Below are 18,956 nucleotides of genomic sequence, written 5' to 3' on the forward strand. Positions count from 1 at the left end.
CACCGGAGCACGAAAAAGAGGTAAGTCATGCAGTTAGAGAATGGCTGGATTATGGGTGTAAGAAGGGTGGAGTCACCCCATTGCGATCTTCGCCCAGAGGATGAGTCCCCCTCATTGCTGGTGGTGCATAATATCAGCCTGCCACCGGGCGAATTTGGTGGCCCCTATATTGATCAATTATTTACCGGTACGTTGGATCCCGAAGATCACCCTTTCTTTGCCGAGATCTGCCATTTGCGCGTTGCCGCCCATTGCCTGATTCGTCGGGACGGTGAAATTGTGCAATACGTACCTTTTGATAAGCGGGCGTGGCATGCTGGCGTATCCCAATGGAAGGGACGTGAACGCTGTAATGACTTCTCTATTGGCATCGAGTTGGAAGGAACTGACATATTACCCTTTACCGATGTTCAGTATCGGAGCTTGATCGATATCAGTGAGTTGTTAATTGGCTACTATCCTATTACTTTAGAGAACATTACTGGCCATAGCGATATTGCGCCGGGACGTAAAACTGACCCTGGTCCGGCATTTGATTGGCCGCGCTACCGCCTTTCATTGATTGAACGCAGACCGTAGGAATATTTTGGCTGCTTACCGATGGATCCTGTTTAACCGCTCAGATGGCGACTAAGAAAAGGGAGTGTAAAAGACAATGACGCTGTTTACGTTATTGCTGGTTTTAGCCTGGGAACGCCTGTTCAAGCTAGGAGATCACTGGCAACTGGATCACCGTTTTGAAGTGGTATTCAGTCGGGGGCATAGCGCCTCGTTCTCCCGCACGCTGCTGATGACAGTGGTTTGGATGGCCATTGTCTGGGGGGTGTTGTGGGTCGTACACGGCCTGTTTTTCGGCGTTTTGCAGTTATTGATGTGGGTCGTTATCTGCTTGCTCTGCGTTGGTGCGGGCAGCATACGTCGACATTACCGCGCCTATCTCAAGGCGGCGCGGCAGGGCGATCGCCAGGCCAGCGATCAATTATCGGAAGAGCTGGCACTCATCCATGGTTTGCCGGTGGAATGCACCGAAGAGCAACGGCTGCGTGAGTTGCAGAACGCATTGCTGTGGATTAACTTTCGTTACTATCTGGCCCCGCTGTTCTGGTTCGTCGTCTGTGGATTTTACGGTCCGATCGCGTTGGCGGGTTACGCGTTTCTGCGCGCTTACCAAACCTGGCTGGCGAGGCATGCAACGCCCCTGATTCGCTCGCAGTCTGGAATCGACGCCATTTTGCATCTGCTGGATTGGATTCCGGTTCGGCTGGTGGGTGTGGCCTATGCGCTAATTGGTCACGGCGAGCGCGCACTTCCTGCCTGGTTTGCCTCCTTGGCCGATCGCCATACGCCGCAATATCAGGTGCTGACACGTCTGGCACAGTTCTCATTATCGCGGGAGCCGCATCTCGACGCAGTACAAACGCCGCGTGCTGCGGTCGCGCTGGCCAAAAAAGTGACCATGATTATTCTGGTGGTGGTGGCGATCCTCACCATCTATGGTACGCTGATTTAACTACCGAATCAGTCTTGGTGGATGCAACTGAAAAGAGCCGGGTTCCCATGGGAATGACGGCTCTTTTTTTGTTTACGGTTTGCTGATTTCAGAATGTTTTACAGTGCATCAATAGGTGCTTCACTCAATACAGCACGACTCTCCATCGACTACTCTCCATGATTGATAAGAATTGCTTTGAGAAGAAAGCATTGCTGCATTGAAAGGGAGTAAGAATTATTTGTTTGATTTTAAAAGAATAAACCCGGATTTTAGTCCGGGTTTAGATAAGTTATCATCGATAGGTAAATGATTTTTCGCGCAAAACTGTCCGTTTATGCGGTTTTTTTATGGGTAAACATATAACCAATACCCAATATCACGATCCAGACGGGGATCAGTAGCACAGAAATCTGGATACCGGGTGTCAGATACATGATGACCAGAATACCCGCCATGAATGACAGGCACAAATAGTTGCTGAAAGGATACCAGAACGCTTTGAATTTGGGTTCGATACCCTCACGGCGTTTTGCTGCACGGAAACGCAGATGGGCCAAACTGATCATCGCCCAGTTAATCACCAGCGCAGATACCACCAAAGCCATCAGCAGTTCAAAGGCCTTGCCTGGCATCACATAGTTGATCACCACACAAAGTGCTGTTGCCAGAGCGGAAAACGCGATGGCAACCATAGGGACACCGCGACGATCTACTTTCAGCAACGCTTTTGGGCCGTTGCCTTGTTTTGCCAGTCCAAACAACATGCGGCTGTTGCAGTAAACGCAACTGTTATAGACAGACAGCGCTGCCGTCAATACCACGATATTGAGGATGGTGGCGACGAGATTACTGTCCAGCGCATGGAAAATCAGCACGAATGGGCTTCCGCCCTCAACAACTTTGCCCCACGGGTAGAGTGACAGCAGAATTGCCAGTGAACCAATGTAGAAAATCAGGATACGGTAGATGACCTGATTGGTGGCTTTAGGGATGCTGTACTCTGGATTATCGGCTTCTGCCGCCGTGATGCCGACCAGTTCGAGGCCGCCGAAGGAGAACATGATAACCGCCATCGCCATGACCAGGCCGGTGATTCCGTTCGGGAAGAAGCCACCCTGCGCCCAAAGGTTGGTGACTGACGCTTCAGGGCCACCTTGTCCACTGGCCAGTAACCACGCACCGAATACGATCATGCCGATGATGGCGACGACTTTAATGATGGCAAACCAGAATTCCATCTCACCATAAACTCTGACGTTTGCCATGTTTATGGCATTAATGGCGACGAAGAAAATGGCTGCCGAGACCCAGGTTGGGATATCTGGCCACCAGTATTGAACGTAAATTCCCACGGCCGTCAATTCCGCCATGGCAACCAGCACATACAGCACCCAATAGTTCCAACCAGAAGCAAAGCCGGCAAAGTCACCCCAGTATTTATAGGCAAAATGGCTGAACGACCCGGCTACCGGTTCCTCAACGACCATTTCACCCAACTGGCGCATAATGAGAAATGCGATAAAACCACCGATTGCGTAACCTAACAGAACGGACGGTCCTGCCATTTTTATCGTCTGCGCAATCCCGAGAAAAAGCCCGGTTCCTATCGCGCCACCGAGGGCGATAAGCTGAATATGGCGGTTCTTTAGCCCGCGCTTTAGCTCCGCACTTTTTGTTTGACCATCCATTTACTGATCCTCTGTCGTGGAGCAAAACACCTTGATTGCTGACAAAATAGCCAGATGTAAGGTGATAATTACAGGATTTGTATTAGTTTCTTTACGGTTTTAGTTTGGCGAAATAAGCGTGCCTGCTACCGCTGCGGCCAGAATAGTGTTAAGCGGGGAAGTTTGCACCTTGTTTATGAAAGGAATTGCTTAACAAGTAAGCAATTAATGCGGTTATCGGGAAAAATGTGATCAGACTGGAAAGCCGCAGGAAAAGACAAGCGGCAAACATTTTGATCCTTCCCATAAAATCTGTGCAATTCCCCAAAGGTCTGACCTGTTGGCAAGCGATCTGTAAATAAGTCTTTTGACGATTATTCAATCTGTGTGAATACAAAACTTATTAATATGAATTGTTATTCATTTATTCATTAAGTTGATCGCTTCAGCCTGTCTTTTTATACGTTTCAATAAAGTTAAAACCTGAACCTGTCATGAAATGGTAATACCAACGTACGGTTATCACCTTGCAATAAAGGCACTGTGCATTTGTTAAAATGTGCGGGGTTTAATGATTTACGTCATGGCTGATATGGACAGAAGGTGAATACTTTGTTACTTTACCGTCACGTTTTTGAAATTGGTATTACCAATTGACTCCGGGCTAATCGCAGAGAAGACTTTCATGGCCTACAGCAAAATCCGTCAGCCAAAATTATCAGATGTGATTGAGCAGCAACTGGAGTATCTGATCCTTGAAGGCACCTTGCGTCCAGGTGAAAAATTACCCCCGGAGCGTGAGTTGGCGAAACAGTTCGATGTTTCGCGACCTTCTCTGAGAGAGGCTATCCAGCGTCTGGAGGCTAAAGGGCTGCTCCTGCGCCGTCAGGGGGGAGGCACTTTTGTTCAGAACAACCTGTGGCAGAGTTTCAGCGATCCCTTGGCAGAGCTCCTGGCCGATCATCCCGAATCACAATTCGACTTGTTAGAAACCCGCCATGCCCTTGAAGGCATCGCTGCCTATTATGCCGCGTTACGGGGCACAGACGAAGATTTGGCACGCATACGCGATTGTCACCTGGTGATTCAAACAGCCCAGGACAGCGGTGATTTGGATGCCGAAGCCGATGCGGTCATGCAGTATCAGATAGCGGTCACAGAAGCAGCGCACAATGTGGTGTTGTTACACCTCTTACGCTGCATGGGACCTATGCTTGAACAAAACGTGAAACAGAATTTTGAATTGCTCTACTCGCGCCGTGAAATGTTGGCAAAAGTGAGCGACCATCGCGCCGGGATTTTTGAGGCGATTGTGGCACGCGAGCCGGAAAAAGCCCGCGAAGCCTCACACCGTCACTTGGCGTTTATTGAGGAAATTTTGCTGGACCTCAGTAGGGAACACAGCCGTCGCGAACGTTCGCTGCGGCGTCTCCAGCAACGCAAGGATTAAAAACGGATCACGGAGCCAGGGCTCTGGGCTTTCGTTTTAAGCTCTACTTTTACGAGCTGAATAGCGGCAACTAAACTGACGGGCCTGTCTTCGTGTGCTTTGTTCCTGGGGCGTTACCGGGCAGAACACAGGAAGACAGGCTCCAATAAATTAACTTATTAGAGAAGATAAGGAATACCACCATGTCAGATCGTTTAAATAATGACGTGGATCCGATCGAAACCCGCGACTGGCTGCAGGCGATCGAATCGGTCATCCGTGAAGAGGGTGTTGAGCGCGCTCAGTTCCTGATTGATCAGGTTCTTGGCGAAGCCCGCAAAGGTGGCGTCAGTGTTGCAGCAGGTGCAGCAGCACGTAACTACGTTAACACCATCGCAGTGGAAGACGAGCCGGAGTACCCGGGCAACCTGGATCTGGAGCGTCGCATTCGTTCGGTTATCCGCTGGAATGCCGTGATGACCGTGCTGCGCGCGTCTAAAAAAGATCTGGATCTGGGTGGCCACATGGCATCTTTCCAATCTTCCGCGACGTTCTATGAAGTGTGTTTCAACCACTTCTTCCGTGCGCGCAATGATAAAGACGGTGGCGATCTGGTTTACTTCCAGGGTCATATCTCTCCGGGCGTGTATGCCCGTGCTTTCCTTGAAGGTCGTTTGACCGAAGACCAGATGAATAACTTCCGTCAGGAAGTTCACGGTAAAGGTCTGTCGTCTTATCCGCACCCGAAATTGATGCCTGAATTCTGGCAGTTCCCGACCGTTTCCATGGGTCTGGGCCCGATCAGCGCCATCTATCAGGCTAAGTTCCTGAAATACCTGGAACACCGTGGTCTGAAAGATACCTCAGCACAGACCGTTTACGCGTTCCTGGGTGATGGTGAAATGGATGAGCCAGAATCCAAAGGGGCGATCACCATCGCTACCCGTGAGAAGCTGGACAACCTGGTCTTCGTCATCAACTGTAACCTGCAACGTCTGGATGGCCCGGTCACCGGTAACGGCAAGATCATCAACGAACTGGAAGGCATCTTCAGCGGCGCCGGTTGGAATGTGATTAAGGTGATCTGGGGCAGTCGTTGGGATGAACTGCTGCGTAAAGACACCAGCGGTAAACTGATCCAACTGATGAATGAAACCGTCGACGGTGACTATCAGACGTTCAAATCGAAAAATGGCGCGTATGTTCGTGAGCACTTCTTCGGTAAATTCCCAGAAACCGCTGCACTGGTCAAAGACCTCAGCGACGATGACATCTGGGCATTGAACCGTGGCGGTCACGATCCGAAGAAAGTCTTTGCTGCACTGAAAAAAGCGCAGGACACCAAAGGCCAGCCAACCGTTATCCTGGCGCACACCATCAAGGGTTACGGCATGGGTGTCACCGCGGAAGGCATGAACATTGCCCACCAGGTGAAGAAAATGAACATGGACGGCGTGCGTTACTTCCGCGATCGTTTCAATGTTCCAGTCGCTGATGACGCGGTTGAAAAACTGCCGTACATCACCTTCGAAGAAGGTTCCGAAGAGCACAAATACCTGCATGAACGCCGCAAAGCGCTCAAAGGTTATCTGCCGACCCGCCTGAAGTCTTTCACTCAGGAACTGGAACTGCCAAAACTGGAAGATTTCTCCCAGTTGCTGGAAGAACAGAAGAAAGAAATTTCCACCACTATCGCTTTCGTGCGTGTGCTGAACGTCATGCTGAAGAATGAGTCGATCAAGGATCGCCTGGTTCCAATCATTGCTGACGAAGCGCGTACTTTCGGTATGGAAGGTCTTTTCCGTCAAATTGGTATCTACAGCCCGAACGGCCAGCAATATACGCCGCAGGACCGTGAGCAGGTTGCTTACTACAAAGAAGACGAAAAAGGTCAGATTCTGCAAGAAGGGATCAACGAACTGGGTGCCGCCTCTTCCTGGCTGGCCGCAGCGACCTCTTATAGCACCAACGATTTGCCAATGATTCCGTTCTACATCTACTACTCGATGTTCGGTTTCCAACGTATTGGCGATTTGTGCTGGGCAGCGGGCGACCAACAGGCGCGTGGCTTCCTGATCGGCGGCACGTCCGGTCGTACCACCCTGAACGGTGAAGGTCTGCAGCATGAAGATGGTCACAGCCATATCCAGTCACTGACCATTCCAAACTGTATTTCTTACGATCCAGCCTATGCCTATGAAGTTGCTGTCATTATGCATGATGGTCTGGAGCGTATGTACGGCAAGGCGCAGGAAAATATCTACTACTACCTGACCACACTGAACGAAAACTACCATATGCCAGCCATGCCGGAAGGCGCTGAAGAAGGTATCCGCAAAGGTATTTACAAGCTGGAAACCATCGAAGGCAGCAAAGGTAAGGTTCAACTGCTGGGCTCGGGTTCTATCCTGCGCCACGTCCGTGAAGCGGCTGAAATCCTGGCGAAGGATTACGGTGTCGGTTCTGACGTTTACAGTGTGACCTCGTTCACCGAACTGGCGCGTGATGGCCAGGACTGCGAGCGCTGGAACATGTTGCACCCAAGCGAAGAGCCACGCGTACCGTACGTCGCGCAAGTGATGAACGACGCACCGGCAGTCGCGTCTACCGACTACATGAAGTTGTTCGCTGAGCAAATCCGTAACTTCATCCCGGCGAGCGATTTCCGTGTTCTGGGTACTGACGGTTTTGGTCGTTCAGACAGCCGTGAGAACCTGCGTCATCACTTCGAAGTTGATTCTTCTTATGTAGTGGTTGCGGCACTGGGTGAACTGGCTAAACGCGGTGAGATCGAGACTAAAGTAGTTGCAGAAGCAATTACCAAGTTCGGCATCGATGCTGACAAAGTTAACCCGCGTCTGGCTTAAGAGGGACAAAATAAAATGGCTAACGAAATCAACGTACCGGACATCGGTGCAGATGAAGTGGAAGTCACCGAAATTTTGGTGAAAGTGGGCGACAAAGTTGATGTTGAACAGTCGCTGATCACCGTTGAAGGTGACAAGGCTTCCATGGAAGTTCCCTCCCCACAAGCGGGTGTGGTGAAAGAGATCAAAGTGTCTGTCGGCGACAAAGTTGAGACCGGCAAACTGATCATGGTATTCGAATCCGCCGACGCTGCACCCGCCAAGGCTGAAGAGAAACCGGCTGAGAAGAAAGCGGAAGAGAAAACTGCCGCAGCCTCAAGCGAAAGCAAAGAAGTCAACGTGCCGGATATCGGCGGTGACGAAGTCGAAGTGACCGAAGTGATGGTGAAAGTCGGCGACAAAGTTGAAGCGGAACAGCCCCTGATCACCGTTGAAGGCGACAAAGCCTCAATGGAAGTTCCGGCACCGTTTGCAGGCACCGTGAAAGAGATCAAAATCAGTTCTGGCGACAAAGTCAGCACCGGCTCCCTGATCATGGTGTTTGAAGTTGCCGGTTCAGGTTCTTCTGCACCAGCAAAAGAAGAGAGCAAATCTGAAGCCGCCGCTCCGGCTGCCCAGGGTGGTTCTGCCAGCAAAGAAGTCAACGTGCCGGATATCGGCGGTGATGAAGTCGAAGTGACCGACGTGATGGTGAAAGTCGGTGACAAAGTCGCTGCTGAGCAATCACTGATCACCGTTGAAGGCGACAAAGCCTCGATGGAAGTTCCGGCTCCGTTTGCGGGTACCGTGAAAGAGATCAAAATCAGTACTGGCGACAAAGTCAGCACCGGTTCCCTGATCATGGTGTTCGAAGTGGAAGGCGCTGCGCCTGCCCCGGCGAAGAAAGAAGAGTCCGCGGCGCCAGCCAAAGCTGAGCAAAAAGCGGCTGCTCCTGCTACTGCCAAGGCAGAAAGCAAAGGCGAGTTCGCTGAGAACGATGCCTATGTGCATGCGACTCCGGTCATCCGCCGTCTGGCGCGTGAGTTCGGTGTAAACCTGGCGAAAGTGAAGGGCACCGGTCGTAAAGGCCGTATCCTGCGCGAAGACGTTCAGGCTTACGTGAAAGACGCGGTTAAGCGTGCTGAAGCGCCTGCTGCTGCTGCCACCGGTGGTGGTTTGCCGGGCATGCTGCCCTGGCCGAAAGTTGATTTCAGCAAGTTTGGTGAGATCGAAGAAGTCGAACTGGGCCGCATCCAGAAAATCTCTGGCGCCAACCTGAGTCGTAACTGGGTGATGATCCCGCACGTTACGCAGTTTGATGAAACAGATATCACGGATGTCGAAGCTTTCCGTAAGCAGCAGAATGCTGAAGCAGAGAAGAGAAAATCGGATGTGAAAATCACGCCGCTGGTCTTCCTGATGAAAGCTGCTGCCAAGGCGCTCGAAGAGTTCCCACGCTTCAACAGCTCAATCTCTGAAGATGGTCAGAAACTGACCCTGAAGAAATACATCAATATCGGTGTGGCAGTTGATACGCCGAACGGCTTGGTTGTTCCGGTGTTCCGCGATGTAAACAAGAAAGGTATCGTTGAGCTTTCCCGTGAGCTGGCTGTGATCTCCAAGAAAGCGCGCGACGGCAAACTGACGGCGTCTGACATGCAGGGCGGCTGTTTCACCATTTCCAGCCTCGGTGGTATCGGCGGTACGGCGTTTACGCCAATCGTCAATGCGCCGGAAGTGGCCATTCTGGGCGTGTCCAAATCGTCCATGAAGCCAGTCTGGAACGGTAAAGAGTTTGCCCCACGTCTGATGCTGCCTCTGTCACTCTCCTTCGACCATCGTGTTATTGATGGTGCGGCGGGTGCACGTTTCGCGGCCTATATTGGCACAGTGATGTCTGATATCCGTCGTCTGGTGATGTAATCGCCAAGGCCGGCCCATGTGGCCGGCTTTGTTGTAACCGTAACAGCGTTGCAACAGAACAGGCGATGAGCCGGATGCGGTATTACTGATATTTACACCGACCTTGTTGTACTTGTTACATGAGTCGACAAGGTTGTTGAGACACTCGTCACCCGAACATGCTTTTCAGAATATTAACAATTCTGTAAACTGCTCGCGGTGTAAGCGTCCCGGTGGAAAAAGGGCGTTGTCAATTTTAGAGCTACAAAAATGACGTCTGACCCGCCGGACAAACAAATATGAGGTCATGATGAGTACTGAAATTAAAACTCAGGTCGTGGTACTTGGGGCAGGCCCGGCAGGTTACTCTGCCGCCTTTCGTTGCGCTGATTTAGGTCTTGAAACCGTTCTGGTTGAGCGTTTCTCCACGTTGGGCGGGGTTTGCCTGAATGTGGGTTGTATCCCTTCCAAAGCTCTGCTGCACGTGGCGAAAGTTATCTCTGAAGCCAAAGCACTGGAAGAACATGGCATCATCTTTGGTGAGCCAAAAACAGACATTGACAAAGTCCGTCTCTGGAAAGAAAAAGTCATCAACCAGTTGACCGGTGGTCTGGCTGGCATGGCAAAAGGCCGCAAAGTGAAAGTGGTGACTGGCCAGGGTAAATTTACCGGTGCCAATACTCTGGAAGTGACCGGTGAAAACGGGACGACTATTGTTAACTTCGACAATGCCATCATCGCAGCGGGCTCCCGTCCGATCCAATTGCCATTTATTCCTCATGATGACCCGCGTGTATGGGACTCTACCGATGCACTGGAGCTGAAAACCGTTCCGGAACGTATGCTGGTTATGGGTGGCGGTATTATCGGTCTGGAAATGGGTACCGTTTATCACGCGCTGGGCTCCAAGATTGACGTGGTCGAAATGTTTGACCAGGTTATCCCGGCTGCCGACAAAGACGTGGTAAAAGTGTTCACCAAGCGTATCAGCAAGCAATTCAACCTGATGCTGGAAACCAAAGTGACCGCAGTAGAAGCCAAAGAAGATGGCATCTATGTGACCATGGAAGGTAAAAAGGCCCCGGCTGAACCGCAACGTTACGATGCCGTGCTGGTGGCAATTGGCCGTGTGCCAAATGGCAAACTGCTGGATGCCGGTCAGGCTGGCGTTGAAGTTGATGACCGTGGTTTCATCCACGTCGACAAACAAATGCGCTCCAACGTACCGCACATCTACGCGATCGGCGATATCGTCGGTCAGCCAATGCTGGCGCACAAAGGTGTTCATGAAGGTCACGTCGCGGCAGAAGTTATCTCTGGCAAGAAACACTACTTTGACCCGAAAGTGATCCCATCTATCGCGTACACCGAACCAGAAGTTGCCTGGGTTGGTCTGACTGAAAAAGAAGCGAAAGAAAAAGGTATCAGCTATGAAACTGCCACCTTCCCGTGGGCAGCGTCTGGCCGTGCTATCGCTTCCGATTGTGCAGACGGCATGACCAAACTGATTTTCGACAAAGAGTCTCACCGTGTCATCGGTGGTGCGATTGTCGGGACTAACGGCGGCGAGCTGTTGGGCGAGATCGGTCTGGCTATCGAGATGGGTTGTGACGCAGAAGATATCGCGCTGACTATCCACGCTCACCCAACGCTGCATGAATCCGTGGGTCTGGCTGCCGAGATTTATGAAGGTAGCATCACCGACCTGCCGAACGCGAAAGCCAAGAAAAAGTAATTCTTTGCTCCGGGTTCAAGACAAGCGGCTCCTATTCAGGGGCCGTTTTTTATTGGTTCCTATTCTCCTCTTAACCCATTGTAACCGCATGGATATTGTGATGTGCTACGGGGAGTTTGCTTTCAGGCAGGCGATCCGGCTGGGTTCAACGATTCAGCAAAGATTTAATGTTGCTTTTATGTGAACGAATTAACAACCAATTCAAATCCTGATATGCTGGCTGAGCGGAACCGGGCACTGTACCTTACAGTCCAGGACATCGACAGCAGTGACCCGGTAAGATCAAATACGTCGAAACCTCTGTGCATTGCAGATTTTTCAACCCGTTTGATGCATGGATAACCAGGCACAATAAATGACAATGAGAGCGAGGAGAAAGTCGTGCTAGAAGAATACCGTAAGCACGTGGCCGAGCGTGCTGCAGAGGGCATCGTCCCCAAGCCATTAGATGCAATTCAGATGGCGGCGCTGGTTGAATCATTAAAGAATCCGCCTGCGGGCGAAGAAGAATTCCTGTTAGACCTGCTGATTAATCGCGTACCCCCTGGTGTTGACGAAGCGGCATACGTTAAAGCAGGTTTCCTGGCAGCCATTGCCAAGGACGAAGCCCATTCCCCATTGATTACCCCAGAGAAAGCCATTGAACTGTTAGGCACCATGCAAGGTGGCTATAACATTCATCCTTTGATTGATGCATTGGACAGCGAAAAGCTGGCACCGATCGCCGCCAAAGCGCTTTCCCATACCCTGTTGATGTTTGACAACTTCTACGACGTGGAAGAGAAAGCAAAAGCGGGTAACCCTCACGCGAAACAGATTTTACAGTCCTGGGCAGATGCCGATTGGTATTTGTCCCGCCCGAAACTGGCTGAGAAAATCACTGTAACGGTGTTCAAGGTCACCGGCGAAACCAACACTGACGATCTCTCCCCAGCCCCTGATGCCTGGTCACGCCCGGATATTCCTCTGCATGCCCTGGCGATGCTCAAGAATGCCCGTGAAGGGATCAATCCGGATCAGCCGGGTAGCGTGGGTCCGATCAAACAGATCGATGAACTGAATAAAAAAGGTTTCCCACTGGCCTATGTCGGCGACGTGGTCGGAACCGGTTCTTCACGTAAATCTGCCACCAACTCCGTGCTGTGGTTCATGGGGGATGATATCCCTTATGTGCCGAACAAGCGTGGCGGTGGCGTGGTGCTGGGCAGCAAAATTGCTCCAATCTTCTTTAACACCATGGAAGATGCTGGCGCGCTGCCGATCGAAGTGGATGTGTCCGAACTGAATATGGGTGACGTCATTGACATCTATCCGTACAAAGGTGAGGTGCGCAACCATTATACCGGCGCTCTGCTGGCGTCGTTTGAACTGAAAACAGACGTCCTGCTGGATGAGGTTCGCGCAGGCGGCCGTATCCCGTTAATCATTGGCCGCGGTTTAACCACCAAGGCGCGCGAGGCACTGAATCTGCCGCAAAGCGAAGTCTTCCGCATTGCCAAGCCGGTTGCTGCCAGCAATAAAGGTTTCTCGCTGGCGCAGAAGATGGTCGGTCGCGCCTGTGGCGTTGCCGGTGTGCGCCCGAATGAATATTGCGAACCCAAGATGACCTCTGTGGGGTCCCAGGACACCACCGGGCCAATGACCCGTGACGAACTGAAAGATTTGGCGTGTCTGGGCTTCTCCGCCGATCTGGTGATGCAATCCTTCTGTCATACCGCCGCTTACCCGAAACCGGTGGATGTGACGACTCACCATACGCTGCCAGACTTTATTATGAACCGTGGCGGTGTTTCCCTGCGTCCAGGCGATGGCATCATCCACTCCTGGCTGAACCGTATGCTGTTGCCTGATACCGTGGGCACCGGTGGCGATTCCCATACCCGTTTCCCGATCGGCATTTCCTTCCCGGCGGGGTCCGGACTGGTGGCCTTTGCTGCCGCCACTGGCGTGATGCCGCTGGACATGCCTGAATCTGTGCTGGTGCGCTTCAAAGGCAAAATGCAGCCTGGCATTACTTTGCGCGATCTGGTGCACGCCATTCCTTACTATGCGATTCAACAGGGTCTGCTGACCGTAGAGAAGAAAGGCAAGACGAATATCTTTTCTGGCCGCATTCTGGAAATCGAAGGTTTGCCAGAGCTTAAAGTTGAACAGGCCTTTGAATTGGCCGACGCCTCCGCAGAACGTTCCGCAGCAGGCTGTACGATCAAGTTGGATCAGGCACCGATTATCGAGTACCTCAGCTCCAATATCGTACTGCTGAAGTGGATGATCGCTGAAGGTTATGGCAATCGTCGCACGCTGGAACGCCGCATTAAAGGTATGGAGAGCTGGCTGGCAGATCCTAAGTTGCTCGAAGCCGATGCCGATGCGGAATACGCTGCGGTGATCGAAATCGATCTGGCCGAGATCAATCAACCGATTCTCTGCGCGCCAAACGATCCTGATGACGCACGCCTGCTGTCTGATGTAGCCAATAGCAAAATCGATGAAGTCTTTATCGGTTCTTGCATGACCAACATCGGTCACTTCCGTGCCGCCGGTAAACTGCTGGATCAGCACAAAGGCCAGTTGCCAACCCGCCTGTGGGTTGCACCGCCAACCAAGATGGATGCCGCACAACTGACTGAAGAGGGTTATTACAGCGTCTTTGGTAAAAGTGGGGCACGTATCGAGATACCGGGCTGTTCGCTGTGCATGGGCAACCAGGCACGGGTGGCAGACGGGGCAACCGTGGTCTCAACGTCCACGCGTAACTTCCCGAACCGCTTGGGTACCGGTGCAAATGTCTATCTGGCTTCTGCTGAACTGGCGGCCATTGCGTCCCTGCTGGGCCGTTTGCCGACGCCGGAAGAGTATCTGGGCTATATGGAGCAGGTTGATAAGACGGCGTCAGACACTTATCGCTATCTGAACTTCGACAAGCTGAATGAATACACGGAAAAAGCTGACGGCGTGATCTTCCAAACCGCGGTGTAAAACGTTATTGTTCGTGACAGTGTGTGGGAGGCTCCGGCCTCCCTTTTTTATTGGCTTTTTTTAACCATAACTGCGAGCGATCGCGTAGTCCGCGTGTCGGGAATGTTTACACTAAGAGAAAACAGCGGAGACGACATTATGGACTATGAATTTTTACGGGACGTAACCGGGCAAGTTCAGGTCAGATTTTCGATGGGACATGAAGTTGTCGGTCATTGGTTCAATGAGGAAGTCAAAGGCGATATGCACTTGCTGGCTAAAGTTGAAGCCGCGGCAGCAGACGTCAAAGGCAGCGAGCGCCACTGGCAACTGGAAGGCCATGAATACACGCTATGGCTGGACGGGGAAGAGGTGATGATCCGCGCCAACCTGCTGGAGTTTGAGGGCGATGAGATTGAAGAGGGCATGGCTTACTACGACGAAGAGAGCCTGTCATTGTGCGGTGTGGAGGACTTCTTGCAGGTAATTCAAAAATATCGCGAGTTTGCCGCTGGTTGCTGACAGGAGGACTGATTTCCCTCGATCTGCCTATCACTGCATTTGCGATCATGAATTGAGGTGTCAGACTTCGCAGAGACATCTATTCCGTGCGGTAGATTTGAGCCTGATCCTGACCAGATAAACCATAACGCCCTTCTGGTTGGCGAAGGGCGTCAGGCAGCTATATGGTCAACTATATGGGCAGATAGGGGCCGAATTACACCGTCGGGATGTTCCTGCCGTAGTAAATCTCTTGCATCTCTTTATACAGCAGAGTGGTTATCTCTTTGCGTTCGCCAACGCTCAACTCTTCCGGTTGCGCGTTGAATAGATAGTGGTTCAAATCAAAATCTTTCAACAGCATTTTGGTATGAAAGATATTTTCCTGATAAACGTTAACATCCATCATGTGGTACAGCGATCTCATGTCATCAGACATAAAATTCTGTATCGAATTAATCTCGTGGTCGATGTAATGCTTCACACCCTGTACATCACGGGTAAAACCACGGACGCGATAGTCCATGGTAACAATGTCTGATTCCAACTGGTGGATGAGGTAATTCAGCGCTTTCAGTGGCGAGATCACCCCACAGGTTGATACCTCGATATCGGCACGGAAAGTACACAATCCACCCTGCGGATGGCTTTCCGGATAGGTATGAACGCAGATGTGACTTTTATCCAGATGGGCGACCACGGAGTGGGGCAGGGGTCCCGGATGTTCTGAGGTGTCGACATCATTCGGGTCCATCGGCTCTTCACTCACCAGGATGGTTACGCTGGCACCCTGGGGATCGTAATCCTGTCGCGCAACGTTGAGAATGTTCGCACCAATGATCGAACAGGTTTCTGTCAGGATCTCGGTCAGGCGATTGGCATTGTATTGTTCGTCAATGTAGGCGATATAGCCGTCGCGGTCGTCTGCTGTCTTGGCATAACAGATATCGTAGATACAAAAACTCAGGCTTTTGGTCAGATTATTGAAGCCGTGCAGTTTTAGCTTATGCAATTTGGTTCACCCCCTTATGGACGCAGTTCGCAAGGTTATGCAGAAAGTGCATTCAACAAATATTGTGGCAATGCAAAACTGGCAACATGAATTGCCGGGTTGTAGTAATGACATTGTAGACCCGCTGCATGAAAGCGTTGTTGCAATGTCGCAACGTCGTGTTGGCGCAGCACCGGACTGTTTGTCGCCCAGGCGAAAGTCATAATGCCGCCGTAATACGTCGGGATCGCCGCCTGATAGAAACTGACGTCAGAAAAGTAGTGGCTCAGTTTTTTATGACTGTTTACCGCTTCATCCTGCTGCAAGAAACAGACGCCATTCTGCGCGACGAAAATACCGCCTTCATTCAGGCAACGCTGGCAGCCCTGATAAAAATCTGAGGTAAACAGGCTCTCGCCAGGCCCAATCGGATCGGTGCAATCAGAGATGATCACATCAAATTTTTCGCTGGTCTGATTAACGAAATTCACACCGTCTTCGATCACCAGATGAAAGCGTGGATCCTCGTAGGCCCCAGCGCTATGGTTCGGCAGATATTGACGGCAGAACGTCACAACGCCAGCATCGATCTCAACCATCGTGATATGTTCGACGTTGCGATGGCGGCACACTTCACGCAGCATGGCACCGTCGCCACCGCCAATGATCAGTACGCGTTTGGCCTGACCGTGGGCCAGTAGCGGCACATGCGTCATCATTTCATGATAAATGAACTCATCACGTTCTGTCGTCTGCACAACGCCATCCAGCGCCATCACCCGTCCCAACACCTGATTCTCGAAAATAATCAGATCCTGATGCGCCGTTTTTTCACGGTACACCTCTTTGTCGACGGTAAAATACTGGCCAAAACCAGCATGCAGCGTTTCATACCACATCTCTTTCTGGGACATGTTTGGGGTTCTCTCCTCATAAGAGCCATCTGTAAAGGATAGTGTGGGGTGAAAAAGGGAGCAAAATCCGCAGGACCGCGGGCCGGGTCGACTGTTCTTACAGCAAAGCCGTAGCGTCTACTGGAAAGGCGGGGCTGATAGATTACTGGGCATATGCCAGCAGACTCAATGAGTCGCGCGCCAGAGATTTGCATTTGATGGGTGTAGGAATGGCAATCCCGCTGAGGTCGCGGTAGCTCTCTTCACCTAACTGGCGCATGTTGAAACTGTTGTAATTCGCCAGATCCCACCGATTCTGCTGAGCAAAGTAAACAATGGCCTGCTTGATTTGCGCATTGGGCAACTCATTGTAACCGCAGTTATTTTTCAAATAAACGAACACCGCAGTGAGATCGGCCAGATCTTCAGCTTCGGATTCGCTTAACGCCTGACTGGCAGAAGAAAACCCCAGTAGGGTTAGCAACAGCATCGCTAGTGTTGTTTTTTTCATTGCGGTTATAGACTCATTAAGGTTTTAAAACGTTACACACACATATCAATAGTGGCATTAAATATCCAAAAGTGGCACTAAATATTATTCCTGCAAGATATCAATCTTGACCTTGCCGTAAGGGCAGGGTTTAGACTCCAGCCCTTCCTGATTTTTTGCCAAAAGGAACCGAGCCATGCAACGCCGTGATTTTATTAAGCTCACAGCAGCTTTGGGAGCATCCACGACCTTACCTTTCTGGAGTGGAAATGTCTTTGCAGCCGATCGCCCTGCGCTTCCCATTCCCCCTTTGCTGGAACCTGATGCCACAGGAGTGATAAATCTCCAGTTGCAACGCGGCAAAAGCCAACTCGTGCCGAGGAAAATAACCGATACCTGGGGAGTGAATGGTGGTCTGTTGGGACCTGCGCTGCGCTTGCAACGCGGTAATTCAGTGACCATTAATATTCATAATACATTACCGGACGTCAATACCGTTCATTGGCATGGATTGGAAGTGCCGGGTGATGTGGATGGCGGCCCACAAGCAGAAATCGCGCCAGGCGGCCAAAGAACCGTCACATTCACCGTCGATCAACCTGCCGCGACCTGTTGGTTTCACCCCCATACCCACGGAAAAACCGGGTATCAGGTGGCGCAAGGGTTGGGTGGGCTGGTGTTAGTGGAGGATAAGGCTGGCGGTGCGCTGACGCTGCCTAAACAGTGGGGCGTGGATGATATTCCGCTGATCATGCAAGACAAGCGGTTTACCCCGAACGGGCAAATTGACTATCAACTCGACATCATGAGCGCTGCGGTTGGCTGGTTTGGCGATCATCTGTTTACCAACGGTGCGTCCTATCCACAACACATTGCGCCCCGCGGCTGGCTGAGGCTGCGCCTGCTGAATGGTTGCAATGCGCGCTCTTTGAATCTGGCGACCAGTGATGACAGGCCGCTGTATGTCATTGCCAGTGATGGCGGTTTCCTCGCTGAACCCGTGAAGGTGACGGAGTTGCCGATATTGATGGGCGAGCGTTTCGAAGTTCTGGTTGATACCTCTGATGGCAAAGCGTTTGATTTGGTGACACTGCCCGTGACGCAAATGGGTATGACGCTGGCACCCTTTGATCGCCCACTGCCTGTCGTGCGAATCCAGCCCTCACTTGCCACTGGCAGTATAACGCTCCCGGATTCCCTGATTGCGCTTCCATCGCTACCGACCATTGAGGCACTGCCCCAACGTATGCTGCAACTGATGATGGATCCGCAACTCGATATGCTTGGTATGCAGGCGTTGATGGAGCGTTATGGCCATCAGGCGATGGCTGGCATGTCGATGTCAGGACATAGTATGCCGCAAGGCAAGAGCGACATGCCTGCCATGGATCACGGTCAGATGCCGGGCATGGATCATGGCAATATGGCCGGTATGGATCACAGCCAGATGCAGGGAAGGGATAAGCCCGCAGACGGTTTTGATTTCATGAATGGCAACCGGATTAACGGTAAGGCGTTTGATATGTTCCAACCTTCATTTGATGTTAAACGCGGCCAATATGAGAAATGGACGATCTCCGGCGTGGGCGACATGATGTTGCATCCATTCCATATCCACGGTGCACAATTCCGCATTCTGACCGAGAACGGCCAGCCACCCGCTGCACACCGTCGCGGCTGGAAAGATACGGTCAAGGTCGAAGGCGATCGCAGCGAAGTTCTGGTGCGTTTCAATCATCTGGCTAGCAGGGAACATGCCTACATGGCCCATTGCCATCTGCTGGAACATGAAGATACGGGCATGATGATGGGCTTTACTGTGAGTGCGTAGACTGCCTTACTGCATTTTTATCCCCGAAATGCAGCCCGGCTATCACTGAAACAAAATCACACGGTTATATACCCCTTTAAACACTGTTGTTGTTGCCTAATCTTTGGTCACATGTCGACAATGAGGTTTCATTGAGCGCCATAACAGACCGATTTATCTCACTTTTTTATCCATAGCTTCAAGATATAAGACCTGTCATATCAATCCATAGGGGGAATCTA

General features: G+C 51.4%; 13 protein-coding genes. 9 read left to right on the forward strand and 4 right to left on the reverse strand.

The annotated features are described in order from the left end of the window. The first annotated feature begins 27 nt into the window (after positions 1 to 27). Together ampD and ampE are read left to right on the forward strand one after the other, a co-directional pair. Entirely contained in the window at positions 28 to 579 is a 552-nt protein-coding gene (gene ampD / locus DRI82_RS06795; RefSeq protein WP_114192739.1) for a 1,6-anhydro-N-acetylmuramyl-L-alanine amidase AmpD, read from the forward strand. Between the two features lie 76 nt (positions 580 to 655). Next, positions 656 to 1,510 carry a beta-lactamase regulator AmpE gene (gene ampE / locus DRI82_RS06800; RefSeq protein WP_114192740.1) on the forward strand — a complete coding sequence of 285 codons (855 nt, stop codon included), beginning with the start codon at positions 656 to 658 and terminating at the stop codon, positions 1,508 to 1,510. Positions 1,511 to 1,824: 314 nt separating this feature from the next. On the opposite strand, the gene DRI82_RS06805 is transcribed toward ampE, so the two are convergent. After that, complete coding sequence (locus tag DRI82_RS06805) at positions 1,825 to 3,180, reverse strand: amino acid permease (protein WP_114192741.1); 1,356 nt, start codon at positions 3,178 to 3,180, stop codon at positions 1,825 to 1,827. A 664-nt stretch (positions 3,181 to 3,844) separates the two neighbouring features. Here DRI82_RS06805 and pdhR point away from each other — a divergent pair. From pdhR to yacL, 6 genes are all read left to right on the forward strand, one after another. Beyond that, complete coding sequence (gene pdhR, locus DRI82_RS06810) at positions 3,845 to 4,609, forward strand: pyruvate dehydrogenase complex transcriptional repressor PdhR (RefSeq protein ID WP_114192742.1); 765 nt, start codon at positions 3,845 to 3,847, stop codon at positions 4,607 to 4,609. A 182-nt stretch (positions 4,610 to 4,791) separates the two neighbouring features. After that, positions 4,792 to 7,455: a pyruvate dehydrogenase (acetyl-transferring), homodimeric type gene (gene aceE / locus DRI82_RS06815; protein ID WP_114192743.1), complete on the forward strand. Its 2,664-nt coding sequence runs from the start codon at positions 4,792 to 4,794 to the stop codon at positions 7,453 to 7,455. A 15-nt stretch (positions 7,456 to 7,470) separates the two neighbouring features. Then, positions 7,471 to 9,357, forward strand: a complete 1,887-nt coding sequence (gene aceF / locus DRI82_RS06820) for a pyruvate dehydrogenase complex dihydrolipoyllysine-residue acetyltransferase (RefSeq protein ID WP_114192744.1) — start codon at positions 7,471 to 7,473, stop codon at positions 9,355 to 9,357. Positions 9,358 to 9,646: 289 nt separating this feature from the next. Beyond that, a complete protein-coding gene (lpdA, locus tag DRI82_RS06825) occupies positions 9,647 to 11,071 on the forward strand; it encodes a dihydrolipoyl dehydrogenase (RefSeq protein WP_170138683.1) in 1,425 nt (474 codons plus the stop codon). A 381-nt stretch (positions 11,072 to 11,452) separates the two neighbouring features. Then, on the forward strand, positions 11,453 to 14,050 hold the full coding sequence (gene acnB / locus DRI82_RS06830; protein ID WP_114192746.1) for a bifunctional aconitate hydratase 2/2-methylisocitrate dehydratase: 2,598 nt from the start codon (positions 11,453 to 11,455) through the stop codon (positions 14,048 to 14,050). 138 nt (positions 14,051 to 14,188) lie between these two features. Next, entirely contained in the window at positions 14,189 to 14,551 is a 363-nt protein-coding gene (gene yacL, locus DRI82_RS06835; RefSeq protein ID WP_114192747.1) for a protein YacL, read from the forward strand. Positions 14,552 to 14,747: 196 nt separating this feature from the next. Here yacL and speD read toward each other — a convergent pair whose 3' ends face one another. The 3 genes from speD to DRI82_RS06850 form a co-directional block, all read right to left on the reverse strand. Beyond that, complete coding sequence (gene speD, locus DRI82_RS06840; protein ID WP_114192748.1) at positions 14,748 to 15,542, reverse strand: adenosylmethionine decarboxylase; 795 nt, start codon at positions 15,540 to 15,542, stop codon at positions 14,748 to 14,750. Positions 15,543 to 15,577: 35 nt separating this feature from the next. Then, a complete protein-coding gene (speE, locus tag DRI82_RS06845; protein WP_114192749.1) occupies positions 15,578 to 16,435 on the reverse strand; it encodes a polyamine aminopropyltransferase in 858 nt (285 codons plus the stop codon). A gap of 142 nt (positions 16,436 to 16,577) precedes the next feature. Further along, complete coding sequence (locus tag DRI82_RS06850; protein WP_114192750.1) at positions 16,578 to 16,925, reverse strand: YacC family pilotin-like protein; 348 nt, start codon at positions 16,923 to 16,925, stop codon at positions 16,578 to 16,580. A 175-nt stretch (positions 16,926 to 17,100) separates the two neighbouring features. Between DRI82_RS06850 and cueO the strand changes: the two genes are divergently transcribed. Further along, positions 17,101 to 18,735 carry a multicopper oxidase CueO gene (gene cueO / locus DRI82_RS06855; RefSeq protein WP_114192751.1) on the forward strand — a complete coding sequence of 545 codons (1,635 nt, stop codon included), beginning with the start codon at positions 17,101 to 17,103 and terminating at the stop codon, positions 18,733 to 18,735. Positions 18,736 to 18,956: the final 221 nt, after the last annotated feature.

The sequence above is a fragment of the Edaphovirga cremea genome, from assembly GCF_003332275.1.
Classification (GTDB): Bacteria; Pseudomonadota; Gammaproteobacteria; order Enterobacterales; family Enterobacteriaceae; genus Edaphovirga; species Edaphovirga cremea.